The following is a 26,169-nucleotide window of genomic DNA, read 5'->3' on the forward strand; positions in this document are numbered from 1 at the left end:
CGCGCTCGCCCCGCCCGAACGCACCGCCCCGGGCACGCTGCCCCGAACAGACCGGCCCACCGGCCGGATTCGCGCACCACACCGCACACACGAGGAAGGAGGACGGCGTCGACCGCGACCCCGACCGGGGTACCTGGCGCCGCAATCCCGATGAGTCAGACACGCATCCTGGTGACCGGCGGTGCCGGCTTCATCGGTTCCCACTACGTCCGCACCCTCCTCGGCCCCCTCGGCCCCGACGACGTCTCGGTGACCGTCCTGGACGCCTTCACCTACGCGGCCAAGCGGGCCAGCCTCGACGAAGTCCTGGACTCCGACCGGTTCCGGCTGGTCGTCGGCGACATCTGCGACCCGGCGGTCGTCGGCCCCCTCATGGCCGAGCACGACCAGGTCGTGCACTTCGCGGCCGAGTCGCACGTCGACCGGTCACTGTCCAGCTCCGCCGAGTTCGTCCGCACCAACGTCATGGGCACCCAGGTGCTCCTGGACGCCGCACTGCAGCACGGCATCGGGACCTTCGTGCACGTCTCCACCGACGAGGTCTACGGCTCCATCCCGGCCGGCTCCTGCTCCGAGGAGCAGTCCGTGAACCCCAACTCGCCCTACGCCGCCTCCAAGGCGGCCAGCGACCTGCTCGCCCTGGTCTACCACCGCTCCCACGACCTGGACGTGCGGGTGACCCGCTGCTCCAACAACTACGGCCACCACCAGTACCCCGAGAAGATCATCCCGCTCTTCGTCAGCCTCCTCCTGCAGGGCAGGAAGGTCCCGCTGTACGGCGACGGGATGAACGTGCGCGACTGGCTGCACATCGACGACCACGTCCGCGGCATCGAACTGGTCCGCACCCGGGGACGGGCCGGCGAGATCTACAACATCGGCGGCGGCACCGAGCTCGACAACCGCCGGCTCACCGAACGCCTCCTGGAGGCGTGCGGCGCGTCCTGGGACCAGGTCGAGTACGTCACCGACCGCAAGGGCCACGACCGCCGCTACTCGGTCGACTGGAGCAAGGCCCACACCGAGCTGGGCTACAAGCCGCAGAAGGACTTCACGGAGGGCCTCGCCGAGACCGTCGCCTGGTACCGCGACAACCGCGACTGGTGGGAGCCCGCCGCCACCGAGGCCGACGGGCCCGCGACCGGGACCCCCGCATGCTGACCTTCCGCACCCTGGGACTGCTCGAGGTGACCCGGGACGGACGGCCCGTGACACCCACCGCCCCGAAGGTCCGCCAGATGCTGGCCCTGCTGCTGGCACGCCGCAACACCCTGGTGTCGATCTCCGCAATCGCCGGCGAACTGTGGGAGCGCACCCCGCCGCGCAGCGCCACCGCCACCGTCCAGACCTACGTCTACCAGCTGCGCAAACTCCTGCAGAGCGACAGCGAGACGGCCGCCGGAACGGGACCGCTCGTCACCCGGGCCACCGGCTACATCCTGCGGGTGGCCCCCGGCGACTACGACGCCGAGGAGTTCGAACGGCTCACCGTCCAGGCACGGTCCGCGATCGAGGCCGGTGACGCCCACACCGCCACCGAACGCCTCCAGGCCGCACTGGCCTGGTGGTCCGGCCAGCCGTTCGCCGACATCGGCCAGGGCCCCTGCCTCCAGGCGTACGCGCTGCGTCTGGAGGAGCTCCACATGCACGCCCTGGAGCTGCGCATCACCGCGGGGCTCGGACTCGGCCAGCACCGCGAACTCGTCGCGGAACTCAAGGAACTGGCCAGCACCTACCCGCTCCACGAGTGGTTCCAGGGCGGTCTCATCATCGCGCTCCAGCGCTGCGGCCGCAGCAGCGAGGCCCTCCAGGTCTACCAGCGGCTGCGCCGGCTGCTCCGTGACGAACTGGGCCTGGAACCCTCCGCCGGGCTGCAGCAGATCCGCCAGCACGTCCTCATGGACCGGGTCACCACCGCCGACCTCAGCCTGCTGCCGGGCTGAACAGGGAGCCGCCGGACGGGCCCCGTACACCCGCTGTCCGCCGGCCGGGCCACCGGTTTCCGCCGTGCCCACGCCTCTGTGCCCGCGCCCGTGTGCCCGTACGTCAGTGCCCCTGTGCCCGTGTCCCATGCCGTCCGTGCCCGTGTGCCCGTATGCCCGTGCGTCCGTGCCCGCGCCCCTTGCCGTTCGCGCCCACGCGCCCACGCGCCCACGCCCCCACGCCCACGCGCCCACGCCCACGCGCCCACGCCCACGCGCCCACGCGCCCACGTCCGCGCGTCCGCACACCGCCGGCCGGCACGAGGCCCGGCAGCGCGCGCACGCCCACGCGTCCGTACGCGGCCCGGCAGCGCGCCCACGCCCGCTCAGACGGAGCGCTCCGCCGCCTTCCACAGGTCCCGTACGGCCTCCTCGGGCCCGCGGCGGGGCGACCACCCCAGCAGCTCGCGCGCCGCGGTGACGTCCACGCACATCCAGTCCGCGTCCGCGGCGGGCCGCACCGTACCGCCGGTGTCCTCGACCAGCCGCACCGCCCGCCCGCTCGCCGCGATCAGCCGGTTGACCACGGTGCGCACATGCAGCGAGGTACCGCTGCCGATGTTCACCACCCGGCCCCGCGCCCGCGGCGTCCGCGTCGCGGCCACGACCGCCTCGGACGCGTCCTTCGCGTCGACGAAGTCCCGGCTGCTGCGCAGCGGGGACAGCTGCACCGTGACGGGGCCGTCCGGCGCCGGCCGGGCGAGCAGCTGCTGCGCCACCCGGCCCAGCAGGCTGCCGGGCGGGATCCCGGCGCCGATGACGTTCGACAGCCGCAGCACCACCGCGTTCGTCCGGCCCTCCCGGGCGGAGCGCAGGACGGCCTGGCTGCCGAGCAGTTTCGACTGCCCGTAGTCCGTCGCCGGGCGGGTGGGGGAGTCCTCGGCGAGCAGGACGCCCGCGGGCTGCGGCGTGTACTCGTGCACCGAGCCCAGGTGCACCAGCCGCGGCTGCCACGAGGCGGCGTCCAGCGCCGCCAGCAGCTGCTCCACGAGCAGTTGGTTGCCCTGCCGCATGACGCCCACCGACGACGACCAGGCCACGCCGGCCGCGTTGACGACGGCCACCGGACGCTCCGCGTCGATCAGCCTCGTCAGCGCGGCCGGCCCGTCCTTGACCAGGTCCATCGGGCAGAACTGCCACGAGGCCGGTGTCTTCGCGGCCTGCCGCGCGACGGCGAGGACCTCGTGACCGGCTGCCTCCAGGGCCGCGCCCGCGTGCCGGCCGACGAAGCCGGTCGCGCCGAGGACGACCACCCGGCCGGACGATCCGTCCGGCGCTTCGGGCACTCCCTGTCTACCGACCAGCGTCATGCCGCTCCCCCTTTTGGGCCGGGTCGCCCCGCACCCGTACGTCGTCCCGGTGCGCCACGGCGGCGGACGTCGGTTTTGTGCGGTCACTGTCGCACCCGGCGATCGAGGACCCCTCCAGGACCGTTCGACTCGACCGTGCCCTGGGCGGCGCTTCAACGGTCCTCTACCGGCCCGCCCTATGGTGCTGCCACCATGAAGGTTCGAGAGATGGCTGTGCCGGACGCTTTCCACATCACACCGCACAAGATCGGCGATGTGCGCGGGAACTTCTACGAGTCGTTCCGCCACGACAGGCTGGCCGAGGAGATCGGCAGACCCGTGCCCCTGGTGCAGGTGAACTACTCGGTCTCCCGCAGGAGCACCCTGCGCGGGCTCCACGGCACCCTGCTGCCACCCGGCCAGGCGAAGGTCGTGTGCGTCGTACGCGGCGCGATCCTCGACATCGTCGTGGACGTGCGCCTCGGCTCGCCCACCTTCGGCGCGCACGAGGCGAACTGGATGAGCGCCGAGTCCGGCGACAGCGTCTTCGTCTCCGAAGGGCTCGTGCACGGCTTCCTCGCCCTCACCGACGACACCTGCGTCTCCTACCTGTGCTCCACCGAGTTCGTCCCCGGCACCCAGGTCGACATCGACCCCCTCGACGCCGAGCTGGACTTACCGTGGCAGCTGTCGGAGACCCCGCTGATGTCGGCCAAGGACTCCCGGGCCGTGTCCGTCGCCACCGCCCGCCGGACCGGCCTGCTGCCGCGCTACGAGGACTGCCTCGCGCACTACGCGGCGCTGCGCGGCACGTGACCGGTTCCCCGGAGACGGGCCCGCCTCCCTCCCCGGCGGCCGCGGGCGCACCGTCCCAGGCCGCCGCCGTACCGAAGGAACAGCCGATGCCGCACCGCACCGACCCCCGCCCGCTCCACTGCGCCGTCCTGCCCTTCGCGGACTTCGGGCACGTCGCTCCGAGCCTCGGCGTCGCCCGCGAGCTCATCGCCGGCGGCCACCGGGTGACCTACGTCGTGGACGAGCGGTACGCCGGCCTGGTCGAGGAGGCGGGCGCCCGCGCCGTCACCTACACCTCCGCGCGCGGCGAGTTCTATCGCGCCGCCGACCCGGCCCCCGGCCAACTGGCCGCGGAGGGTTACGCGTTGCTGGTGGACACCATCGAGACCGTGTTCCCCGCCGCCCTGACCGCGCTCGCCCAGGACCCCCCGGACGCCGTCCTCTACGACTTCGAGAACGTGGCCGCCGGACGGGTCGCCGCCCGGCTCCTCGACGCCCTGCCGGTGCAGATGTTCCCCAGCCACGCGGCGAACGAGACCTTCTCCCTGCGCGCCCAGATGTGGGACCGGGCCGACCCGGTGATGGCCAAGGGCGCCGGCGTCCTCATCGGGTTCATGGGCGAACACGGCATCGGCCTGGACGAGATGAGCCGCTACGGCACCGAGTGGGACGAGCACAACCTCGTCTTCCTGCCGCGCGACTTCCAGATCGAGGGCGACACCTTCGACGACCGCTTCGCGTTCGTGGGCCCCATGGTCACCGAGGCCCCGGCCGGCCTCTGGTCGCCGCCGGCGGACGGCCGGCGCACCGCGCTGGTGTCCCTGGGCACCGAGTCGGGCGACCGCGGCGACTTCTTCCGCACCTGCGCCCAGGCCTTCGACCCGGCCTCCTGGCACGTCGTGATGACGCTCGGCCACGGCGCCGACCGCGCACAGCTGGGGCCGCTGCCCCCGCACGTCGAGGTCCACGAGTGGCTGCCGCACCCGGCCGTGCTGCCGCACGCGGACGTCCTGGTCTGCCACGCCGGCATGGGCAGCCTCATGGAGGCCCTGTACTTCGCCACGCCCGTGGTGGCCATCCCGCGCGCCCACGAACTCGGTCTCAGCGCCGAGCGGCTGGAGCAGTGCGGGGTCGGCCGCACCCTGTCACGGACCGGCCTCGACGCCGACCTCCTCGCCCACACCGTGAACGGGCTGCTGGCCGACCCGCGCACCCCCGCCGCCCTGCGGCGGATGCGCGCCGCGGTCCGCGACGCCGGCGGTGCCCCCCGCGCCGCCGACACCCTTCAGGGCTGGGCGGCGCGGCACCGCCGGCACCGCACGGGCCGGCCGGCCGGCATCAGTGGGGCAGCGTGACGAACTCGCTCACCGTCGAGATGCTGTAGTCGATCATCTCGTCCGTCAGGCCGGGGAAGACACCGATCCAGAACGTGCTCTCGGTGGTGATGTCACTGTTGGTCAGCGGACCGCTGACCCTGAACTCCCGCCCCTCGTACGCCGGGTGGCGGGTGAGGTTGCCAGCGAAGAAGCGCCGGGTGGCCACCTTGCTGTACTCCAGGTGGTCGATGAGCGCCCCCGGCGCGAACGGGGCCCCGGGCACGACGGTGATGGCGAAACCGAACCAGCTCGGGTCGCTGCCCGGCGTCGCCTCCGGCAGGATCAGGTGCGGAAGACCGTCCAGGCCCTCCCGCAGCCGCGCCCAGTTGCGGCGCCTGGCCTTGCCGAACTCGTCGATGTGCGTCAGCTGCTGCAGCCCGAGGGCCGCCTGCACATCGGTCGACTTCAGGTTGTAGCCCACGTGCGAGAAGATGTACTTGTGGTCGTAGCCGGCCGGCAGCGTCCCCATCTGATGCTCGAACCGCTTGAAGCACCGGTTGTCCTCGGCCGGCTCGCACCAGCAGTCGCGACCCCAGTCGCGCATGGACTCCACGATGCGGGCCAGCGCCAGGTTGTCCGTCAGGACCACCCCGCCCTCGCCCATCGTGATGTGGTGCGCCGGGTAGAAGCTCTCGGTCGCCAGATCCCCGAACGTGCCGGTGAGACGGCCCTTGTAGGTGCTGCCCAGCGCGTCGCAGTTGTCCTCGATGAGGAACAGGCCGTGGTCGTCGGCGATCTGCGCGATCTCCTCGACGGCGTACGGGTTGCCGAGCGCGTGCGCCACCATGATCGCCCGCGTGCGCGGCCCGATCGCCTGCTCGATGCGCTCCGGCGTCGGGTTGTAGGTGCCGATCTCGATGTCGGTGAAGACCGGCACCAGACCGTTCTGGAGGATCGGGTTGACGGTCGTCGGGAACCCGGCGGCCACGGTGACCACCTCGTCGCCCGGCACCAGACGGCTGTCCTCCAGCTGGGGCGAGGTGAGCGAGCTGAGCGCCAGCAGGTTCGCCGACGAACCGGAGTTCGTCAGATGCGCCTTGCGCAGGCCGAAGTACTTGGCCAGCGCGCGTTCCAGCTTGCGCGAGCTCGGTCCGGCGGCGATCCGCATGTCCAGGGCCGCCTCGACCATCGCGACGCGGTCCTCCTCGTCGAGGACGGCACCGGAGGCCATGACGGACGTGATACCGGGCACGAATCCCGAGGACGCGTTGCTGCGGTGGTACTCGCGTACCAGGTCGAGGATCTCTGTCTTGTCGTTGCCCATCGGCTGGTGGCCTCCCTGTGGCTGCCGGCGGGGACGGAGCCGTGGCCGCGACGGCAGGAAGTGCGAGCGGGGTCCCCGGACCGGGATCTGTCGGCCGGGAAGCCCAGCCCAACACACCGCGCACCGGCGTGCCCAGCGCTGCCGGACAAGTCTAGGGATCCACCAAAACCGGCCCCGCGCACGGCCGTTGGACACCGCGCACCCCCCGGCGACGGCCCGCGGGCGAGGACTAGGGATTTCCTCGCCCGCTCCGCGGAACGCTGGAGTGCCAGGTCAACAGGCGCGCCCGCAGGCCGATTCCAGTGAGGCACAGTGAACAACTCTTCAGCCGCGTCCCGGACACGGCACCACACCGTCACCGTCCGCGCCGGCGAAGCGACCGGGGAACGCGTGCGCCTGAGTGTCTACGACCTCATGACCGGCACGTTCGCGACCCCGCGCACCTTCTACTACCGCCGGACACTGGACGCCGCGGCGCTGCGCGCCTCGCTCACCGCGACGCTGGCGCACTACCCGCTGCTGACCGGACGGCTGGTCCGCGACGACGACCGCGGGCTCAGCGTCGTCTGCAGCGACGCGGGCGTCCCGTTCACCGAGAGCCACAGCGACCGGCCCATGCCCGCGTACGGACTCGGCCGCTCGGCCAAGGACGACATCGGCTCCTACCTCCACAAGGCCAGCGCCTTCCGGATCGTCGGGCACGACACCCCGCTGCTGACCGTGCGCGTCACCCAGATGCGCGGCGGCGGTTCGGTCCTCGGCATCGCGATCAACCACAGCATCGTCGACGGCGCGGGGTACCTCGACTTCCTGCGGCACTGGTCGCGCGTCCACCACGGCGAGGAGCACCGCGCGGCGCCGTACGCCCGCACCCTCCTGGACGGCGTCGCCGAGGGCGCCGCCCCGGACGCCGCACGACACAGCACCCAGTACGCCCTGGTGTCCGGACCGCAGAAGGCCCGCTTCATCCTCCGGGTCAACGCCGGTGCGCGGCGCGTGCGCACCGTCACCCTGCGCTTCGCCGCCGACGAGATACGGGCACTGAAGGAGCACGCCCGCGCCTCGCTCGCCGGCAGCGGCCTGCGGGTCTCCAGCGGCGACGCCCTCAGCGCCCACCTGTGGAAGGTCCTCGCCGAGCTGCGGGCGCGCCCCGACGACAGCGTGGAGCGCCTCGGCATGGTCGTCGGCCTGCGCTCCGCCCTGCGCGCGGCCCTGCCCGACGGATACTGGGGCAACGCCGTCACCAACGTCACCCCGCAGCTGCCGGCCGCGGAACTGCGCGCCGCCTCCCTCGCCGACACCGTCGCGACCGTCCGCCGGGCCGTCGACGGCGTCACCGCCGGCCGGGTCCGCGACGAGGTCGCCTTCCTGCAGGCCCAGCGCGACGCCCGCCGCACCCACCTGGTCCTCAGCCGCATGGCCCTGGACGCCTTCGGGGGAACCGTCGCAATCAACAACGTCAGCCGGCTGCCCGTCTACGAGATCGACTTCGGCGCGGGACGGCCGTTCTGGTTCGAGTTCCCCTCCAGCCCCGTCCCCTGGACACTCCTGGTCACCCCCACACCGGCCGACGACGACAGCCGCGACGTGCACTTCAGCGTCCCGCGCGAGAGCGCGCGGGCACTGCTCGCACCGGAGTGGACCAAGCGGCTGCACGCGTACGCGCCCCACGGCTGAGCCGCTGCCCGGCGGCCCCGGCCGCCCGGTGGCGCCCCGCGGGAACACACACCAAGGGCCCGGCATCCCCGCGGATGCCGGGCCCTTGGTGTGTGCGGGAGGGCGCGGCCGGACGCCCTCCCTGACCCTGACAGGACGATGTGCGGCCTAGAGCCCGACGGCCGTGCGCAGGGCGTTGACGCGGTCGGTGCGCTCCCACGTGAAGGCGTCGCCCTCGCGGCCGAAGTGGCCGTACGCGGCGGTCTGCGCGTAGATCGGGCGCAGCAGGTCGAGATCGCGGATGATCGCGGCCGGGCGCAGGTCGAAGACCTCGTCGATGGCCTTCTCGATCCGGTCGACGTCGACCGTGTGGGTGCCGAAGGTCTCCACGAACAGGCCGACCGGCCGCGCCTTGCCGATGGCGTAGGCGACCTGGACCTCGCAGCGCGAGGCGAGACCCGCGGCGACGACGTTCTTGGCGACCCAGCGCATCGCGTACGCGGCGGAGCGGTCGACCTTGGAGGGGTCCTTGCCGGAGAAGGCGCCGCCGCCGTGGCGGGCCATGCCGCCGTACGTGTCGATGATGATCTTGCGGCCGGTCAGGCCGGCGTCGCCCATCGGGCCGCCGATCTCGAAGCGGCCGGTCGGGTTGACCAGCAGGCGGTAGCCCTCGGTGTCCAGCTTGATGCCGTTGTCCGCCAGCGCCCGCACCTCCGGCTCCACCACGAACTCGCGGATGTCCGGGGCGAGAAGGGAGTCCAGGTCGATGTCCGCGGAGTGCTGCGAGGACACCACGACGGTGTCCAGCCGGACCGCCCGGTCGCCGTCGTACTCGATGGTGACCTGCGTCTTGCCGTCGGGGCGCAGGTAGGGAACGGTCCCGTTCTTGCGGACCTGCGACAGCCGGTGCGACAGCCGGTGCGCCAGGTGGATCGGCAGCGGCATCAGCTCCGGCGTCTCGTCCGTCGCGTAGCCGAACATCAGGCCCTGGTCGCCGGCGCCCTGCTGGTCCAGGTCGTCGCTGTCCCCGTCCCCGGCGCGCTTCTCGTACGCGGAGTCGACGCCCTGGGCGATGTCGGGGGACTGCGTACCGATCGACGTGGACACCCCGCACGACAGGCCGTCGAAGCCCTTGACGGAGGAGTCGTAGCCGATCTCCAGGATCTTGTCCCGGACGAGCTGGGCGATGGGCACGTAGGCCGTGGTCGCGACCTCGCCGGCCACGTGCACCAGCCCGGTGGTGATCAGTGTCTCCACCGCCACGCGTGAGGTGGGGTCCTGGCGCAGCAGGGCGTCGAGAATGGTGTCGCTGATCTGGTCGGCGATCTTGTCGGGGTGTCCCTCTGTCACGGACTCCGAAGTGAACAGGCGGTGAGACACAGCGCTCCCTTGGGTGCGAGGGGCTGTCGGCGGTGCAGCCCTATGCGGCGTGGGGCGCTGACAGCGGGTGGACGGTGAAGGTGACGGACGTGCGGGTGCGGCGGGGCAGACGGCGGGGCGTGCGGGGCGAGGCGATGTGCTCCCCGACCCAGCCGGCCAGGATCCCGGCGGCGTGGTCGAGGGCCTCGGGCCAGGTGGTGTGCGCGTCGTCGTCGGCGCTGTCGCTGACGAACTTGACGAGGCGTACGGGGATGCCGAGGTGCTGTGCCACGGTCGCGACGGCGTAGCCCTCCATGTCGACGAGGTCGGCCTCGAGGGCGAGCCGGTCGCGGACGGCGGAGTCCGTGACGAAGGTGTCCCCGGTCGCCAGGGTGGGGCCGCGGCCCGCGTCCACGGTGAGGGGAGCACCGTGGACGCGGCCGCTGATCCTGTGCAGGAGGGCCGTGTCGAGGTCGTGCTGGACGACCCGGGAGATCTCGTGGACGCCCGCCAGGCCCTCCTTCAGCGCCCCGGCCGTGCCCAGGTTGACGATCTCGCGGGGACGCTCGCCCCGGCACAGGGTGAGTGCGAGGGCCGCCGCCGCGTTGACCTTTCCTATCCCGGTGACCAGGAGGGGGAACCGGTCGTCCAGGCGGGCCGCCTCCTCTTCCACGGCCGCGACGATCAGCGGACGGTCGGAGCGGATCTCACCGGTGAGGCGGGGGTGGAACGCGTGGTCGGTGACCGGGTGAAGCAACACGGCGCTTCCTGCCTTTCGCAGTCGTCAGCCCACCGGGCGCTCGGTGTCGAAGTCGTCGAGGTAGGCCCGCTTCGCGGCGGTGTCGCGCGCCGATCGCAGGTAGAGCGACCAGGCACGCCGCTCGTGCCCGGTCACATCCAGTTCGACGACGTCCTGGGCGGCGAGCTGCAGGCCGGGCTCCTGCTCGTAGGGCCGGAAGCCGCCGCCGGTGTCGGCGTAGATCGCCTGGACCAGCTCGTTGCGGTCCCGCCACACGCAGACCTGCATGAAGAAGTTGTCGCCGCAGCGGTGCAGCAGCACGTAGCCGAACTCCTTGCGGAACGCGAGCCGTCCGGCCGCCTCCTCGGCCCGCAGGAACACCCGGGCCCGGTCGCTCACCGCGGGCGTCGCGTCCTGCTCCGCGCCGCGGATGTCGTACCACTTCAGGTAGGCGCCCGGCAGCACCAGGTGTCCTCCGGGACGGCTGCGGTGCAGCGTGTGCGACCAGCCGGCGTACTCGGCGTATCCGGTGAGGTCGTCGACGATTCCTGCCGCTGCCGACACAGCGATCTCCGTTCCTGTGGGGGTGCGTGGTGCGTGCGTGCGGGTGCCTGCGGGTGCGGTGGGGCGGTCCGGTGCGGCCGCCCGGCGGGGGAGACCGGGTGGGGCCGCACCGGACGCCGTCTCAGACCGTCGCGGTCGCGGCCTCGTCGGCCAGCGATCCGGAGACGGTGGTGTGCGCGCTCGCGAACAGCTGCGGGTGCGCCTGCTGGATCCCGCCGACCACCAGGTCGTAGGGAACGTCGTCGAAGGAGCCGTGCTCGTGGATGAACTCCATGTGCCGGCGGCCGTCCTCGTCGAACGGGTGGTACAGGCTGTCGGTGCGGCCGTCGAAGTCCAGCGGCTTGATCTTGTAGAGCCGGCAGAGCAGCTTGTTGAAGACCGGGGTCGCCTTCACCCACCGGTCGTCGAGGTTGACCACGGTCAGGCTGTGGAAGCGGAAGACGTCCCCGCCGACCAGCTCCCGCAGCCGCGGCGAGGCGAGGTGGTTGCGTACGTCGCCGTAGTAGACCCGGCTCGGGATGCCCACGGCACGCAGCGCGGCCGCGTAGAGGATGGACTTGTGGACGCAGAACCCGAAGCCCTTCTCCAGCACGCCGGTCGCGCTCAGTCCGTGCCGGGTCAGGTCGGCGCCGTACACCTCGTAGGTGATGCCGTCCCGGACGGCGTAGTAGAGGGCTATCGCCTTCTGGGTGTCGCTCTCGCTCTCCTTCGCGCGGGCGAGGGCCTTGTCGACGAACGCGCGGACGGTGGGCGAGCGGTGGTCCAGGAACTCGGTCGCGGCCAGCGTGGCCGTCTCGGTGGCGGTGCCGGCCGCGGCGGCGGCACCGGTGTTCTCTGCCATGTCTCTCGGGATTCCTTCCGGGTCCTCAGGCCTGTGCGGGCCTGAGCGGGCGGTTCAGGCCCATGAGGGTGGCCAGGCGCTGGCGCTGGATCTCCGAGGTGCCGGAGTAGATCCGCCCGCCCACGGCGTCCCGCAGGTCCTTCTCGACTCCGTACTCGCTGACGTAGCCGTAACCGCCGAAGACCTGGATCGCGTTCAGCGCGGAGCGCACGTTCGCCTCGCTCACCACCAGCTTGGTCATCGCGACGTCACTGGCGGCGTCGGCCTTGGACTGCACCTTCTCTGCGGTGTCGTAGATCCACTTCTGCGAGGTCTCCAGGTCGATCCGCATCTCGACGATCATGTTGGCGACCGACTGGTTCGCGCCGATGACCGAGCCGAACTGGGTACGGGTACGGGCGTACTCCACGCACCGCTCCAGCCGCCGGCGCATCTCCCCGACGTTGATCCCGAAGCCGCACAGGATCTCCCACTTCATGACGTGGTCGAAGATGAGGAACCCGGCGCCCTTGCTGCCGACCACGTGATCGCGGGGCACCCGGACGTCGTCCAGGAAGACCTCGGCCAGCGGCGAGGTGCGCAGCCCCATCTTCGAGATGGGGTTGCCGACCGACAGCCCCGGCGAGTCCCGGCGCACCAGGAACGCGGTGATCCCGGCCAGATCCCCGGGCGCGCCGGTACGGGCGTAGACGACGATCACGTCCGCGATCGAGGCGTTGCTGATGAACGACTTGCTCCCGTTGAGGACGAAGTCGTCGCCGTCCAGGACGGCGGTGGTCTGCATCCCCATCACGTCCGAACCGCCGGAGGGCTCGGTGATGGCGTGCGCGCCGATCATCGTGCCGGCGCAGATCTCCGGCAGGTAGCGGGCCTTGAGCGCCGACGAACCGAACCGCTGGAGCGGGACACCGGTGCTGACCATGTGGGTGGAGACCGAGAAGTTCAGCCCGGAGTCCTGGCAGCCGTGGCCGAGCTGCTCCAGCACGTGGACGGTGGTCAGCAGGTCCTTGCCCAGCCCCCCGTGCCGGGGGTCGAACGGCAGCCCGAACAGGCCGACGTCCTTGAGTCGTTGCCAGCCGTCCCGGTCGAACGTGCCGGCCTGGTCGCGTTCGAGATGGTCGGCGCCGAGCTTCGCGGCCACGGCGCCGATCGCCTCACGCAGTTCCTGCTGTTCCTCGCTCCAGCGCATCATGACGGGGGAGTGTCCGATCCTCAGTACTGGGAGAAGGCTTCGTCGCTGAGCGCGTGGCTCTCGTCGCCCTTCAGCGGCGGGTTGAAGACACTGACCAGTTCCATGTCCTGGTCGGGGGAGGCGATCAGGAAGTGGGCGTCGTGCTCGTCGAGGACGTACAGCACACCGGGGGTCAGGTCCTGCGCGACGCTGCCGTCGGCGGCCTCGACACGGCCCGAGCCGGAGATGCAGTAGCACGCCTCGAGGTGACGCCGGTACTGCAGCCGTGACTTCGTGCCCGCGCGGACGACCGTGTGGCAGATGCCGAAGCCCATGTTGTCCGCTTCGACCAGGAGGCGGTGACTCGGACCGCTTCCCCACTCGACCGGTGTGACCTGCGACTTCTCGCGAATGAACATGGTTTCCTTTCTTTCTCCTGGGGAGTGGAGGTGCGAGGGGGCGGGGGGTTACTCGGGGGCGGCGGCGCCCGCGTAACGGCGGACGACCTTCTCGACGGCGGCGACGGACCGGAAGTCGTCCGGGGAGATCTCCAGGTCGGCGAACGGGATGTCGAAGCGGTCACCCAGCCACTCGATGAGCCGCAGCAGATCGAGGCTGCTGATCACCCCGTTCTCCAGCAGGTCGTAGGACGGGTCCAGTTCCGAGACGGGCGTGCCGGGCAGGTACTCCGCCACGATGTGCGCGGTGATGTCGCGTTGGATGGTCATTCGATCTTCTCCATGAGGAGGCGACGGCTCACCTTGCCGGTGGGCCCGATCGGCAGTGGGTCGGTCATCAGGTGGAAGGCGGCGGGAATGGCCGCCCGGTTGACCTTGGCGGCGCAGTAGCTGCGCAGCTGCAGTCCGGTCACCGCGTCGTCGCTGCGCCGGACGAACGCGTGCAGTGCACGTCCCGAGACGGGGTGCGGCACGGCCACCACGGCCGCCTCGGCGACGCCACCGTGGCCCTGGAGGACCCGTTCGACCTCCTCCAGGTTGATCCGCACACCACGCACCTTGACCTGCGAGTCGGTGCGGCCCACCAGGGCCAGTTCACCGCCGGCCGAGCGGGTGACCACGTCACCGGTGCGGTACCAGACGCGGTCACCGCGCACGACGAACCGGTCCTTCGCCCCCGCCTCACCGAGATACCCGGCGCTCTGGAACGGCGTCGAGACCAGCAGCTCGCCGCTGCCGGCGCCCCGCAGCACCGCGCCGTCGGCCACCACTTCCACCAGCACGCCCGGCAGCGGACTGCCCAGGGGCAGCACCTCCCGGTCGGCCGCCTCGGCGGCGGAGAAGGTGTGGATCATGCTGTCGTTCGTCTCGGTGCAGCCGTACACGTTGTGCAGCCGCGCCGCCGGGAAGAGCCGGGCGAGTCCGGCCCGCACCGACCGCGGCACATGATCACCCGTCAGCAGCAGCTCACGCACGCCCGGGAACCCGGAGGCGCTGCCCGCCTCGGTCAGCAGACGGAAGAACATCGGCACCGCCTGCACGACGTGCGGCCGGGTGCTCGCCAGCAGAGCCAGCAGGTACCTGGTGTCGACGCACCGGTCGTGGTCCACCGGTACGACACAGCCGCCGTGCCGCAGCGTCCCCCAGATGTCCAGGAGGGTCAGGTCGAAGTTGAGCGGGGCGAAGTTCAGCACCCGCGTACCGGTGCCGAGCGCGAACGCGCTGCCCGCCCAGGAGGTGAAGGCGTCGACGCCGGCTGCGCCCAGCGGAACGAGCTTGGGGATGCCGGTGGAACCGGACGTCGTCAGCAGCAGGCTGGTGTTCTGCGGCAGCACCGTCCCGCCCTGCGCGTCACCGGCCACCGGACGGTGCGTCAGACGCTCCTCGACGACCCCCAGGACGGCCTGACAGCCGCTGCGTTCGACCAGCTCGGCCAGGAGTTCCCGGCCGAGTTCCGTGGAGGCCAGCAGCAGCGGCCGTCCGGCCTGCATGCAGGCCAGGACCGTGGCGATCGCCACGGTCGACTTCGACGCCTGGAGCGCGAGCGGGCGGCGGGTGTCGGGATACCGGCCGGCCAGTTCGGCACCGATCCGCTCCGCCGCCCCGACCAGTTCGGCGTACGTGACGACCTCGTCCCGCGCGCCGCCGAACAGCAGCGCCGGATCGTCCGGGCTTTGCCTCGCACGCACTGCGACGTCCGCCGCCACCGATCTGGACATGACTCCCCATTGATCGAAAATCGGCGGACCCGAGCCATCGAGTCCTCCGACCGGATATACCGTCACGAACATTCTGACGGCGCCGCCCCGTCAATTTCTTCGGACTAGCGGCCGGGTTTTGTACCCGTTCTTTGGACCTGCATCCGGACCGGATCGCACGGAACGCAGCGGATAAACTGTGACAGGCATCTCGGGCGCATTACCGCCGACCCGATCCTGAAAACAGAAAACCTCATCGAGACGGCCCGGACCGCGAATTGCACCCGGCCCGGACCGCCTACGACGAGGATCCGCCACAACAGCGGTGACACACATATTCCAGAAAATCCCGCACCCGTTTCGGCGACAGCGCGGAAACCTAGAAACCCCCGCCCTGCGGGCCGGCCAGAACACCCCGGTCCCACGCACGGACGATGGCCTGCGCACGACTGCGCACACCGAGCTTGCGCAGCAGGTTGGACACATGGAACTTCACGGTCTTCTCGCTCAGCACCAGCGCCTGGGCGACCTCGCTGTTGGACATGCCCGCCGCGATCAGATCGAAGATCTCCCGCTCCCGCGACGTCAGCGTCGACACCTGCGGCACCACCGCCTGCGCCGGCCCACGCCGGACCAGGAGATCCACCAGCCGGCGCGTCAGCGGCGGCGGCAGCACCGCGTACCCGTCCGAGACCGCGCGGATCGCGGTGGCGATCTCGCTCAGCGCCGCGTCGAGCGGCACGAACCCGTCCGCCCCGGCCCGCAGATGCTCCAGCGCCGTCTCGTCCACGCACTGGTCGACGAGCACCACCGCCGCCACCCCGCCGGCCCGCCCGACGACCGCCCGCAGGATGTCACCGGTCTCCCAGCCCGGATCGGAGTCGTCGATCAGCACGACCCGCGGCTCCTGCTCGTCCAGCAGACGCAGCAGCTGCGGCCGGGAATCGGCCACCCCGACCGCCTCCAGCTCCGCCTCCGCGGCCATCAGGGCACGCAGCGCCGTGACGAGCAGCGGCCGGCGGGCCAGAACGGCGATCCGGATCGGTCGGGTAGAGGGACCGGTGGCGGCCATCTGCGACATCAACCTCCAAACTTCCTGGATGAGGCACCGGGGCCACAGGTGCCCCGGCTCGTGAACGCGCCGATCCCGGCGCGCACCCGGCTGTGCGCGCCGCGCACCGGATCCGTTCCACCACGGCCCGCGGCCCCGGCCCGCCGCTCACGCACGGGGACTTGCACCCCGCCCGGCGGCACCGTGGCGCGCCCGCACGGTCAGGGAACGCGCCCCGCCTCACCCGAGGGCTGCGCCCCCACGGCCACCGCGGCCGGCGTGAACTCCGGCTCGGGACCGGTGACGACCGCACGCCGCCCCAGCCGCGACAGCTGGTTCTCGCCGAGCAGGATGCTCACCACGATCACCGCACCGCCGACCGGCACGTTCCAGCTGAACCGCTCCCCGAGGAAGACGGCGCTGACCACCAGACTGATGAACGGCACCAAATAGTTGACCGCGGAGGCACCGGTCGCACCGATGTCCGCGATCAGCCGGTTGTAGAGCACATAGGCGAGCCCCGTGCCGAACACCCCCAGCAGCACGATGCTCAGGGAGACCGACCAGGTGAACGACGGGGTGCGCCAGCCCAGGAACGGCACCAGCGCCGCCTGGATGACCAGCGCCACCAGAACCTGCGCACTGGCCGAGGACATCGGGGAGATACCGCGGTCGGACAGGAACTTGCGGACGAACACCGCATGCCCCGCGTAGATCACGGCGACCGCCAGACACGCCATCTCGCCGCCCGCGGTACCCGTCGCCCCGTTCCAGGGCGCGATGGCGAGCACGATGCCCGCGAAGCCGAGCACCAGCCCCGCACTGCGGCGCGCCGTCGCCCGCTCACTGCGCAGCTGCACCGTGGCCAGCCCCAGCGTCAGCAGCGGAGTCGCACCGGTCAGCACACCGGCCATGGCGGCACTGGTGTGCTGCTCACCCCACGCGAGGAGAAGGAACGGCGCGACCATGCCCAGCACGGTCGTGACGGTGATGTGCACCCACACGAAGCCGAAGCGCGGCAGCCCCGCACCCGTCACCGCACCGATGCCGATCAGGACCACCGCCCCCAGGACCAGCCGGGCCAGCACCAGCTGCCCCGGATTCAGCCCCTCGCCGGAGACCTTGATCAGGGGATAACTGGAGCCCCAGATGACCCCCAGGACCACGAACTGCACGGCGCTGACACGTTTCACGGGATCGTCCCGTCCCTTCTCCTGTGCTCCTGCTTGCGGGCGGGCCGGGCTGCGTCAGGCGTTCACCAGCTTGGGAATGCTCTCCAGCCCGTGCTCGAGGGCGCCCGGGTCGATGCTGTCGTCGGCGAGACTGCCGGACAGATAACGGTCGTAGGCACTCAGATCGAAGTTTCCGTGCCCGGACAGGCCGAACAGGATGGTCTTGCCCACCCCCTCCTCACGGCACCGGATCGCCTCGTTGACCGCGCCGCGGATCGCGTGCGTCGACTCCGGGGCGGGCACGATGCCCTCGGTACGCGCGAACAGCACACCGGCCTCGAAGCAGTCACGCTGACGCAGCGCCACCGCCTCCATCAGGCCCTCCTCCACGACCCGGCTGACCAGCGGAGCGATGTTGTGCGCCCGCAGCCCGCCCGCGTGCACCGACGGCGGCACGAACTGGTGGCCCAGCGTGTGCGTACGGGTCAGCGAGGTCAGCCCGGCGGTGTCGGAGAAGTCGTAGGCGATCCGCCCCTGCGTGAGCGAGGGGCACGCGGCCGGCTCGGCGGCGATGAACCGGATCCTGGGCCCGCCGTGCAACTGCGCCCGCAGGAACGGGAACGACAGCCCGGCCAGGTTGCTGCCGCCGCCCGCGCACCCGACCACGATGTCCGGGTAGTCCCCGGCCATCTCCATCTGCAGGATGGCCTCCTGCCCGATCACCGTCTGGTGCGCACACACGTGATTGAGCGCGCTGCCGCGGGTGTAGCCCCAGCGCGGGTCGGAGAAGGCGACCTGCAGCGCCTCGGACTTGGCGATGCCCAGGCTGCCCGGGTGGTCCGGGTTCTCCTTCAGCACCGCACGCCCGGCCTCGGTCTCCATGCTCGGGCTCGGCGTGCAGCTCGCCCCGAAGGTCTCCATCAGCGCCCGCCGGTAGGGCTTCTGCTGGAAGCTCACGTTCACCATGAACACCTTGGCGTCCATGCCGAACAGGGACGCGGCGAACGCGACCGCGCTGCCCCACTGGCCCGCACCGGTCTCCGCGATCAGACCGGTACGGCCCGCACGCTTGTTGTAATAGGCCTGCGGAATCGCGGAGTTCGGCTTGAAGCTGCCGGTCGGCGCCACACCCTCGTACTTGAAGTAGATCCGCGCCGGCGTGTCCAGGGCCTTCTCCAGACCACGGGCACGCAGCAGCGGCGCCGGCCGCCACCGGGCGTAGAACTGCCGCACCTCTCCGGGGATCTCGAACTCGGCTTCCCTGCTGAGCTCCTGGTCGACCAGCGCCTCCGGCATCGTGCGGGTCATCTCGTCACGAGTGACCGGCTTGCCGGTCGCCGGGCTCAACACCGGCGCCACATAGTCGAGGTCGGCGGCGATGTTGTACCAGGTCTCGGGAATGTCCCGGGCGCTGAGCTCGAACCGTACCGGCTCTATCATGGCTGCCTCTCTGCGCGTTGAATCGTCACTCCGGCCACGCGACCGCCGGGCTCTTGTGTCACCACACCTGCAGGCCGCCTCCGGACAATGAATTCTGGCCGCCACAGCCACCGACCCGATACCTCGGCAGGCAGGTGGTAGGGAAAACAATGGAACGTCCCGGGAGAGCAGGACGAAGCCCGACAGGACTTTTCCTCCCGGCCCGCCATGTGGTACAAGCATCTCCCCGCCAGCTTGGCCACCCGCATTCGAGGGTAATCCTGAGACGGACGACGCGAACCCTCCCGACCACCCCCGTATTTACCTCCCAACCCCGCCTGCGGGAAGCACGCACGGCAAAGTCTGGGAATTCCACCAGTTCCCCTCGCGACCGATCCATGGCATCTGCACACGCGTGCGAACCTGAGCCCCCGGGGCCCGGCCGCCGCGGCACCCCGACGCCGCACGGCCCGCCCGCCGCACCCACGCGGCCGGTTCATCGGACCACCAGGACCCAGGGGATGGCACACATGATTCGTCCAGTCACCGCCGACGACCTCACGCTGCTCCACACGATGGTGCACGGGATGGCCGAGAACGAGGAGGCGACCCAGCAGATCAGCACCGACGAGGACGAACTGCGCCGCGCCCTGTTCGGCCCGGACCCGGTCGCCTGGGCCCACTTCGCCGTCGACGACAAGACCGACGAGATCGTCGGCTACACCCTGTGGGCCCTCGTCTACAGCACCTGGCGCGGCACCGCCATCCACATCGACGACATCTACGTCCGCGAGGACGCGGTCGGACGCGGCTTCGACACGGCCCTGCTGAGCACCCTCGCCGGCCTGTGCGTCGCACGCGGCTACCGCCACATGCAGTGGTGGGGGAGGGTCACCAACGAACCGACGGCCGCCTTCTACCGGTCGCTCGGCGCGGAGATCCCCTCGGTCCAGGGCAAGGAACTGACCGTCTTCCGCCTCTCCGGCGAGCCGCTGGCCGACCTCGGCCGCCAGGCCTGACCCACCTCGCACCGTCCGAACGGGAAGCGATCCGTAAGTGAATTATTAGATGTGCCCCTCCCGGCTGTCGCGCGGTGCTCCCGACCCGTGAGGCTGACGGCATGAGCACACCACTGAGCGTCAGCGGTGCCGCCGCGAGGTGCACCGGCCGGCCGGGCAGACCGCGGGACAGGGACAAGGCCGAACCCGTCCGGGCACCGGGTCTCTGACCCGGCGTCAGCGGCCCTGGCCACCGGGATGTCCTCCCGCGCACGCGCTGCCTCCCGCCTTTTGACACCGGGCGGCCACCGGATTCCCGGATGTACCGACACCGGGAACCGGGCGGCCCGCGTGCGCCCGGACCACGGACACCGGGCGGGGCACACGGCCCAGCGGTGCCCGCATGCCGCCGGCCGGTGCGTGACGGCAGCCGGCGACCGCACACCCGCCGCGCGGCCCTTCGCCGCCGCACCGCACCCGCTCCACGCGAGCCCGCCGGGCCGCTCCCGGGCACTCCGCCCACCCGCTCCCGCCCCGCTCGCCGCGCTCTCCGGCGGCCACCGGCCGCACCCGGCCCGCGTACGGCCGCCCACCGCACCGCCACCCTCACCCGGTGCCCCGTGCCGGCGGCCCGCTCCCGCTCCCGCACCAGGACGGGCGGGCGTTCGCTCACCGATGCGCGCCGAAGGCGCCGGCGCACACGGCCGCACGGCCGTGCATGGCCGGACGGCGGCGCACGGCCGGACCGCCTCGCCGTCGCGGCCGGGGAGCGCCGGCCGCGACGCGCACCACCCCGCCGCGCGGGTCACCGGCGCCCGGGGGACCCACCCCCTCGGCCGCCTCGGCCGCCTCGGCCGCCTGCGCGGCCGGAGCCGTCGTGGCCGGACCGACCGGCCCCGGCGGCCGGCTGACGCCGCGTCCGGTACTCCGCCCGGCGGCCCGCGGACGCACGCTCACCGCCGTACGCACCGCGCCGCGATCCGGCGTACGGCGCCTCACCGCACCCCCGGGTGCCCTCACCGCACCCCCGGGTGCCCTCACCGCACTTCCTGGGTGCCCCACGGCACTTCCCTGGGCGCACCCCCAGCCCTCCCCATCAACGCCGCCTCACCGAGGAGCTCTGACATGGTTCACCTGACCGGCCCCGAGCCGACCACCCGCGGCCTCGGTACCACCGACGCCCCCGCGATCCGCTTCGGCATACACGTGACACCGGACCTCGCCAAGGGCGTCATCGCCCGCACCGGCGCCCGCATCGAGGACTTCGTCCTGGTCCCCTCCAGCGTCCGCGAGTCGTTCACACAGCTGCGCACCCGCCGGGTCGACGTCATGCTGGTGAAGTACAGCCCGCACGAGAACGACATCGCGGTGGGCCCGCCGGTCGGCTTCGACGCCCGCGCCGTGCTCGTCGGCACGGACCACCCGCTCGCCTCCCGCGACACGGTGTCGGTCGAGGAGGCCGCCTCCTATGACGCCTTCGACCGGCCGCAGGGTTTCCCGGAGTCCGTGTGGGACCTGATCGTGCCCCCGCGCACCCCCGCCGGGACACCGATCCGCCGCGTCCACACCCTCACCACCCAGGACGCGCTGACCCGCACCCTGACCACCACGCAGGCCCTGCACTTCTCCTTCCGCTCGGTCGAGGCGGGCCTGTCACCGCGGATCAGGGCCGTCCCGGTGAGCGACCTGCCCAGCGCGCCGATCGCCCTGGCCTGGCTCAACGGCGCCGTCCTGCCCGCCCACGTACGCGCCTTCATCCGGGCCGCCCAGGCGGGTGCCACGTGGCTGCCGCAGGCGACCGGGACCGACCCCGTACGGCAGGCGGGCGGCGCGAGGTGAGGCCCATGCGTGGTGCGCGTCCCACCCGCGCCGCCCCCGCGGTGCCGCACCGGCCCGGACCGGGCCGGTGCGCGGGGCCGTGCGGGCGCGCGCTCCCGGGGCCGGGTGCGGGTCCGGCCCGGCCGGGTCAGGCGGCGGGTTTCTCCCAGACCGAGACGTGCCGGGTGCTCTCGCCGGTGAACGGTGCCCGTGTCCAGTCCTCCCACCGGTCGCGCAGCCGCAGCCCGGCGAGGCGCGCCATCAGGTCCAGCTCGGCCGGCCACACGTACCGGAACGGGAGGGACCAGTGCTCCGCGCGCCCGTCGGTGATCGTGACGTAGTGCGAACTCATCGCCTGGGTGGCGACGTCGAAGGTGTCGAACGCCCAGCGGGTCGAACTGATGTGGAACGGCACGGCGTTCTGTCCCGGCGGCAGCCGGCGCAGGTCCGGCACCCCCACCTCGACCACGAAGCGGCCGCCGGGGTCCAGATGGGCGGCGGCGTTGCGGAAGCAGTCCACCTGGGCGTCCTGCGTCGTCAGGTTGTTGATCGTGTTGAAGACGAGGTACGCCACCGCGAACGTGCCCGGCACCTCCGCCGTCGCGAAGTCGCCGATCGTCACCCCGACGGCGTCGCCTCCCGGCTTCGCGTGCAGCCGGGCGACCATGGCCCGGGACATGTCGATCCCGTGCACCGGGACCCCGCGGCGGGCCAGCGGCAGCGCGATCCGGCCGGTGCCGACGCCGAACTCGAGCGCCCGGCCGCCGCCGGCGAGCTCGGCCAGCAGGTCGACCGCCGGATCGACCGCGCCCGGCTGGAACATGTCCGCGGCCGAGTCGTCGTAGCCGGCCGCGATGGATTCTCCGAAGTAGCCGTCGTCATCGAGCATTTGGGGACCGTACCGCCCGCGGGCCGGCCGGCGCGCGCCGTTTTCCCCGCGGACGGGGGCCTTGGGGAAGGTCCACCCGAGCAGCCCCTGGCGGGGGCCCGCGGGGTCTACTTCAGCCAGTCGGTGTAGCGGGTGGCGGCGATGCGGGCGCCTTCCTTGGTGGTGAGGACGTCGCCCTTCGGGACGGCGAACATGCCGGCGGTGTCGTCGACGGTGACCGGGCGCTTGTCGCCCTTGGCGGCGAGGGTGATGCGGCCGATCTCGTCCAGCGGGTAGGTGTCGGGTCCGCCGAGGTCGAGGGTGCCGTCGAGGGGGGATCCGGCCGCGACGTCGGCGACGGTGGCCGCGACGTCGGCCGCGGCGACGGGCTGGAGGAGGGTGCGGGGCAGGCGGACGGTGTCGTCGTCGGCGGTCCAGGACAGGGTGGCGTCCATGAACTCCATGAACTGGGTGGCGCGGACGATGGAGTAGGGGACGGGGCCGGCCTTGAGGAGGTCCTCCTGGAGGGTCTTGGCGCGGTAGTAGTCCAGCTCGGGGACCTGGTCGACGCCGACGATGGACAGGATGACGAAGTGCCCGGTGCCCGCTCGCTGGGCCGCGGCCAGGAGGTTGTCCATCGACGTCTGGAAGAACGCGGGGGAGGCGTCGTCGAAGGTCGGGGAGTTGGTCAGGTTGACGACCACGTCGGCGCCTTCCAGCGCCGCGTCCAGGCCCTTGCCGGTGAGGACGTCGACGCCGGTGGACAGCGAGTGCGGGACCGCCTCGTGCCCGGCCGCGTTCAGGTCCCGTACGACCTGCGATCCGATGAGCCCGGTTCCGCCGATGACCGCGATCTTCATGACCCGTCCTGCCCTTCTTTGATGGCTTATGTCCGCTATATAGCCAAAGAGACGCGTACGCACTCCATGCCGCCTACTCGGACATTCAATGTCCGGGATAATACTCGGACACTTGATGTCCGAGTCAAGCGGGGGTGGATTAGAGTGAAGCCGTGAAGATGTCGGGCGGGGTCGAATGGGCACTGCACTGCTGTGTCGTGCTGACCTCGGTGGAGGAACCGGTACCGGCCGCACGGCTGGCACAACTGCACGACGTCTCGCCCAGCTACCTCGCCAAACAGCTCCAGGCACTCTCCCGCGCCGACCTCGTCCGGTCGGTCCAGGGCAAGGCGGGCGGCTACGTCCTCACCCGTTCCCCCGCACAGATCACGGTCCTCGACGTCGTCGAGGCCGTCGACGGACCCGGCCCGGCCTTCGTCTGCACCGAGATCCGCCAGCGTGGCCCGCTGGCCGCCCCGCCCGAGTCCTGCCCCGCCCCCTGCGCCATCAGCCGCGCCATGGCCGACGCCGAGACCGCCTGGCGCAACGCCCTGCGATCCGTCTCCGTCGCCGACCTGGCCCGCAACGTCAGCTCCGACTCCGGCCCCGGCGCACTGAAGACCGTCGCCACCTGGCTGACCACGCCCGAGGGATAGAACCACCACGCCGCGGCCTGCGCCCGCCCGCCCGCTGCGATCTACGCCCGCGGCCTGCGCCCGCCCGCCCGCTGCGATCTACGCCCGCGGCCTGCGCCCGCCCGCCCGCTGCGATCTACGCCCGCGGCCTGCGCCCGCCCGCCCCCTGCGATCTACGCCCGCGGCATACCGCCCGTCCGCTGTGCCGCCGCCCGTCCGCCGTGTGGGCGCCGTGCCGCCGTGCGGGCGCCCGCCGGCCGCGTACGTGCCACGGCCACCCCAGCAGAGCCGGGTAGAGGCCCGGCAGGGCCCCGGTGTCAGCGCCCCTTGCGCGTCCGGGCCGCCGCGCGGGCCTCCGCGACCTTGCGGGCCTCGGCGGCCTTGCGGGACTCCTTGGCCGGACGGCCCGCACGCGAACCGAGGCCGGCGAAGGGGACATGGCCGCCGCCCTTCGCCCCGGCCGGCGGCCGCTTCGCCCCGGTGATGGCCGTCAGCGCCTCCTCACCGGAACGCACCTGCGTGACCGTCGGCCGGATACCGGCCTCGGACATCACCCGGTTCACCTCGCGCCGCTCGCCATGGGTGACCAGGGTGACCACCTTCCCGGACTCCCCGGCACGCGCCGTACGCCCGCCCCGGTGCAGATAGTCCTTGGCGTCGGCCGGCGGATCGACGTTGACGACCAGGTCGAGCGCGTCGATGTGAATGCCCCGCGCGGCGACGTTGGTGGCCACCAGCACGGTGACCTCACCGGCCTTGAACTGGGCGAGCGTGTGCGTCCGCTGCGGCTGCGACTTCCCGCTGTGCAGGGCGGCGGCCCGTACACCGCTGGCCCGCAGATGCCGGGTGAACTGGTCCACGGCCGCCTTGGTGTCCAGGAACATCAGCACCCGGCCGTCCCGCGCCGCGATCTCGGTCGCCGTCGCGTACTTGTCGGCGCCGTGCACGTTCAGCACGTGATGTTCCATCGTGGCGACCGAGCCGGCCACCTGGTCGACCGAGACGACGACCGGGTCGTGCAGGTACCCCCGTACCAGCTGGTCGACGTTGCGATCGAGCGTGGCGGAGAACAGCAGCCGCTGACCGTCGCCGCGGACCTGGTCCAGGATCTCCGAGACCTGCGGCAGGAACCCCAGGTCGCACATCTGGTCCGCCTCGTCCAGCACCGTGATCCGCACCTGGCCCAGCTGGCAGTCCCGCCGCGACACCAGGTCGGCCAGCCGTCCCGGCGTCGCGACGACCACCTCGACACCGGTGCGCAGCAGCGCCGTCTGCCGGTTGATCGACAGACCGCCGACCACCGTCGCCAGCCGCACGTTCAGCGTCCGCGCGTACGGCTCCAGCGCATCGCTCACCTGCTGCGCGAGCTCCCGGGTCGGCACCAGAACCAGTGCGAGCGGCCGCTTCGACTCCGCGCGCAGACCCGCCGTCCGCACGAGCAGCGCGAGCCCGAAGGCCAGCGTCTTGCCGGAACCGGTCCGCGCCCGGCCCAGGACATCCCGGCCGGCCAGCGCGTTGGGCAGCGTCGCCGCCTGGATCGGGAAGGGCTCCGTCACCCCCAGGCCGCTCATCGCCCCCACCAGCTCCGAGGGCAGCCCGAGCGCGTCGAAGGACGCGGCCGGCGGCAGACCGGCGGAGACCGCCTGCGGCACCGGGAGCTCACCCTGCGGCACCGCCGCCGACCGGTGCTCGCCGGCACGGGGGAGTCCAGAAACTGGCGGCTTCGCGTTCATGGGGAACCTTCCTCGATACGACGCCCGAAACGCGCCGGGGCCCGTACCCCTTTCGGTACGGACCCCGGCGACATCGAAGCGTGCCGCCATTTTACCAGCGGCACCCCGCCCGCCCGCCGCCCCGAAGGGACACGGTGCGTGTGTGCCGCCCGCACGACCGTGCGCCTCCCGGCCGGGCCGGGGCAGGCCCACCCCGCGACACGAGCAGGTGTGACGACAGCGGGTGTGCGTGTTGATGCCGGCGGCTGGCCGGTTGGCCGGTTGGGGCATGACGACGTATCCACCCGCTGGTGACCCGACCACGGCGGCGCCCGGGGGCGGCTGCGCCGCCCCAGAAGGGCGGGTGGTTCAGCGGTCCAGGGCTTGCAGCATGGTGCGGAACCAGTCGGTCATCGTCATGCTGTCCGTCACGTGGGTCGTGCCTGCCCGGTGCGCACTGGTTGGT

General features: G+C 72.0%; 24 protein-coding genes. 8 read left to right on the forward strand and 16 right to left on the reverse strand.

Going from position 1 to position 26,169, the window contains the following annotated elements; translation table 11 throughout:
* Positions 1-150 precede the first annotated feature (150 nt).
* The gene (gene rfbB / locus OG199_RS43290; protein ID WP_356807687.1) at positions 151-1,161 is read left to right on the forward strand and encodes a dTDP-glucose 4,6-dehydratase; all 1,011 of its coding nucleotides are present in this window, start codon (positions 151-153) and stop codon (positions 1,159-1,161) included.
* Positions 1,155-1,943, forward strand: coding sequence for an AfsR/SARP family transcriptional regulator (locus OG199_RS43295; protein WP_351724630.1), 789 nt, complete (start codon positions 1,155-1,157; stop codon positions 1,941-1,943). The genes rfbB and OG199_RS43295 overlap by 7 nt, the downstream gene beginning before the upstream one ends.
* A 365-nt stretch (positions 1,944-2,308) precedes the next feature.
* On the opposite strand, the gene OG199_RS43300 is transcribed toward OG199_RS43295, so the two are convergent.
* Positions 2,309-3,292: an NAD-dependent epimerase/dehydratase family protein gene (locus tag OG199_RS43300; protein ID WP_405827168.1), complete on the reverse strand. Its 984-nt coding sequence runs from the start codon at positions 3,290-3,292 to the stop codon at positions 2,309-2,311.
* Between the two features lie 207 nt (positions 3,293-3,499).
* On the opposite strand from OG199_RS43300, the gene OG199_RS43305 reads away from it, so the two are divergent.
* Both OG199_RS43305 and OG199_RS43310 read left to right on the forward strand, forming a co-directional pair.
* Entirely contained in the window at positions 3,500-4,087 is a 588-nt protein-coding gene (locus OG199_RS43305) for a dTDP-4-dehydrorhamnose 3,5-epimerase family protein (RefSeq protein ID WP_351724626.1), read from the forward strand.
* A gap of 86 nt (positions 4,088-4,173) precedes the next feature.
* On the forward strand, positions 4,174-5,421 hold the full coding sequence (locus OG199_RS43310) for a macrolide family glycosyltransferase (RefSeq protein ID WP_405827166.1): 1,248 nt from the start codon (positions 4,174-4,176) through the stop codon (positions 5,419-5,421).
* Here OG199_RS43310 and rfbH read toward each other — a convergent pair.
* Positions 5,405-6,706, reverse strand: coding sequence for a lipopolysaccharide biosynthesis protein RfbH (gene rfbH / locus OG199_RS43315; RefSeq protein ID WP_351724623.1), 1,302 nt, complete (start codon positions 6,704-6,706; stop codon positions 5,405-5,407). The genes OG199_RS43310 and rfbH overlap by 17 nt on opposite strands.
* A 312-nt stretch (positions 6,707-7,018) precedes the next feature.
* Here rfbH and OG199_RS43320 point away from each other — a divergent pair, with 312 nt between their 5' ends.
* Positions 7,019-8,383, forward strand: coding sequence for an acyltransferase (locus OG199_RS43320; RefSeq protein ID WP_405827164.1), 1,365 nt, complete (start codon positions 7,019-7,021; stop codon positions 8,381-8,383).
* A gap of 147 nt (positions 8,384-8,530) precedes the next feature.
* On the opposite strand, the gene metK is transcribed toward OG199_RS43320, so the two are convergent.
* The 11 genes from metK to OG199_RS43375 all read right to left on the reverse strand — a co-directional run bounded on the left by metK (position 8,531) and on the right by OG199_RS43375 (position 18,854).
* Positions 8,531-9,742 (reverse strand): methionine adenosyltransferase, encoded by a 1,212-nt coding sequence (gene metK, locus OG199_RS43325; RefSeq protein ID WP_351724618.1) that lies wholly within the window; start codon positions 9,740-9,742, stop codon positions 8,531-8,533.
* A gap of 40 nt (positions 9,743-9,782) precedes the next feature.
* Positions 9,783-10,481 carry a nucleosidase gene (locus OG199_RS43330; RefSeq protein ID WP_405827161.1) on the reverse strand — a complete coding sequence of 233 codons (699 nt, stop codon included), beginning with the start codon at positions 10,479-10,481 and terminating at the stop codon, positions 9,783-9,785.
* Between the two features lie 24 nt (positions 10,482-10,505).
* Positions 10,506-11,024, reverse strand: coding sequence for a hypothetical protein (locus tag OG199_RS43335; RefSeq protein WP_356806504.1), 519 nt, complete (start codon positions 11,022-11,024; stop codon positions 10,506-10,508).
* 121 nt (positions 11,025-11,145) lie between these two features.
* On the reverse strand, positions 11,146-11,865 hold the full coding sequence (locus OG199_RS43340; protein ID WP_356806506.1) for a transglutaminase-like domain-containing protein: 720 nt from the start codon (positions 11,863-11,865) through the stop codon (positions 11,146-11,148).
* Between the two features lie 25 nt (positions 11,866-11,890).
* Complete coding sequence (locus OG199_RS43345; protein ID WP_351724610.1) at positions 11,891-13,057, reverse strand: acyl-CoA dehydrogenase family protein; 1,167 nt, start codon at positions 13,055-13,057, stop codon at positions 11,891-11,893.
* Between the two features lie 20 nt (positions 13,058-13,077).
* Positions 13,078-13,455 (reverse strand): ectoine synthase, encoded by a 378-nt coding sequence (locus OG199_RS43350; RefSeq protein WP_168525108.1) that lies wholly within the window; start codon positions 13,453-13,455, stop codon positions 13,078-13,080.
* Positions 13,456-13,503: 48 nt separating this feature from the next.
* Positions 13,504-13,764 (reverse strand): acyl carrier protein, encoded by a 261-nt coding sequence (locus tag OG199_RS43355; RefSeq protein ID WP_356806509.1) that lies wholly within the window; start codon positions 13,762-13,764, stop codon positions 13,504-13,506.
* Positions 13,761-15,212, reverse strand: a complete 1,452-nt coding sequence (locus OG199_RS43360) for an AMP-binding protein (protein ID WP_405827157.1) — start codon at positions 15,210-15,212, stop codon at positions 13,761-13,763. The genes OG199_RS43355 and OG199_RS43360 overlap by 4 nt, the downstream gene beginning before the upstream one ends.
* 358 nt (positions 15,213-15,570) lie before the next feature.
* Positions 15,571-16,272, reverse strand: coding sequence for a response regulator transcription factor (locus OG199_RS43365; RefSeq protein WP_356806512.1), 702 nt, complete (start codon positions 16,270-16,272; stop codon positions 15,571-15,573).
* 191 nt (positions 16,273-16,463) lie between these two features.
* Entirely contained in the window at positions 16,464-17,435 is a 972-nt protein-coding gene (locus OG199_RS43370; RefSeq protein ID WP_356806514.1) for a DMT family transporter, read from the reverse strand.
* Positions 17,436-17,489: 54 nt separating this feature from the next.
* Positions 17,490-18,854 carry a TrpB-like pyridoxal phosphate-dependent enzyme gene (locus OG199_RS43375; protein WP_405827155.1) on the reverse strand — a complete coding sequence of 455 codons (1,365 nt, stop codon included), beginning with the start codon at positions 18,852-18,854 and terminating at the stop codon, positions 17,490-17,492.
* Between the two features lie 509 nt (positions 18,855-19,363).
* On the opposite strand from OG199_RS43375, the gene OG199_RS43380 reads away from it, so the two are divergent.
* Both OG199_RS43380 and OG199_RS43385 read left to right on the forward strand, forming a co-directional pair.
* Positions 19,364-19,852, forward strand: a complete 489-nt coding sequence (locus OG199_RS43380) for a GNAT family N-acetyltransferase (protein WP_356806516.1) — start codon at positions 19,364-19,366, stop codon at positions 19,850-19,852.
* Positions 19,853-20,956: 1,104 nt separating this feature from the next.
* Positions 20,957-21,670: a LysR substrate-binding domain-containing protein gene (locus tag OG199_RS43385; RefSeq protein WP_356806518.1), complete on the forward strand. Its 714-nt coding sequence runs from the start codon at positions 20,957-20,959 to the stop codon at positions 21,668-21,670.
* A gap of 127 nt (positions 21,671-21,797) precedes the next feature.
* Here OG199_RS43385 and OG199_RS43390 read toward each other — a convergent pair whose 3' ends face one another.
* Together OG199_RS43390 and OG199_RS43395 are read right to left on the reverse strand one after the other, a co-directional pair.
* Complete coding sequence (locus OG199_RS43390; RefSeq protein ID WP_405827152.1) at positions 21,798-22,538, reverse strand: class I SAM-dependent DNA methyltransferase; 741 nt, start codon at positions 22,536-22,538, stop codon at positions 21,798-21,800.
* Between the two features lie 107 nt (positions 22,539-22,645).
* Complete coding sequence (locus OG199_RS43395; protein WP_356806521.1) at positions 22,646-23,377, reverse strand: NAD(P)H-binding protein; 732 nt, start codon at positions 23,375-23,377, stop codon at positions 22,646-22,648.
* Positions 23,378-23,535: 158 nt separating this feature from the next.
* Here OG199_RS43395 and OG199_RS43400 point away from each other — a divergent pair, with 158 nt between their 5' ends.
* Entirely contained in the window at positions 23,536-24,012 is a 477-nt protein-coding gene (locus tag OG199_RS43400; RefSeq protein ID WP_356806522.1) for an Rrf2 family transcriptional regulator, read from the forward strand.
* A 296-nt stretch (positions 24,013-24,308) separates the two neighbouring features.
* Here the strand turns inward: OG199_RS43400 and OG199_RS43405 are convergent, their stop codons facing one another.
* A complete protein-coding gene (locus tag OG199_RS43405) occupies positions 24,309-25,724 on the reverse strand; it encodes a DEAD/DEAH box helicase (RefSeq protein WP_405827149.1) in 1,416 nt (471 codons plus the stop codon).
* Between the last annotated feature and the right edge of the window lie 445 nt (positions 25,725-26,169).

This window comes from Streptomyces sp. NBC_01176 (assembly GCF_045039825.1).
Taxonomy (GTDB): domain Bacteria; phylum Actinomycetota; class Actinomycetes; order Streptomycetales; family Streptomycetaceae; genus Streptomyces.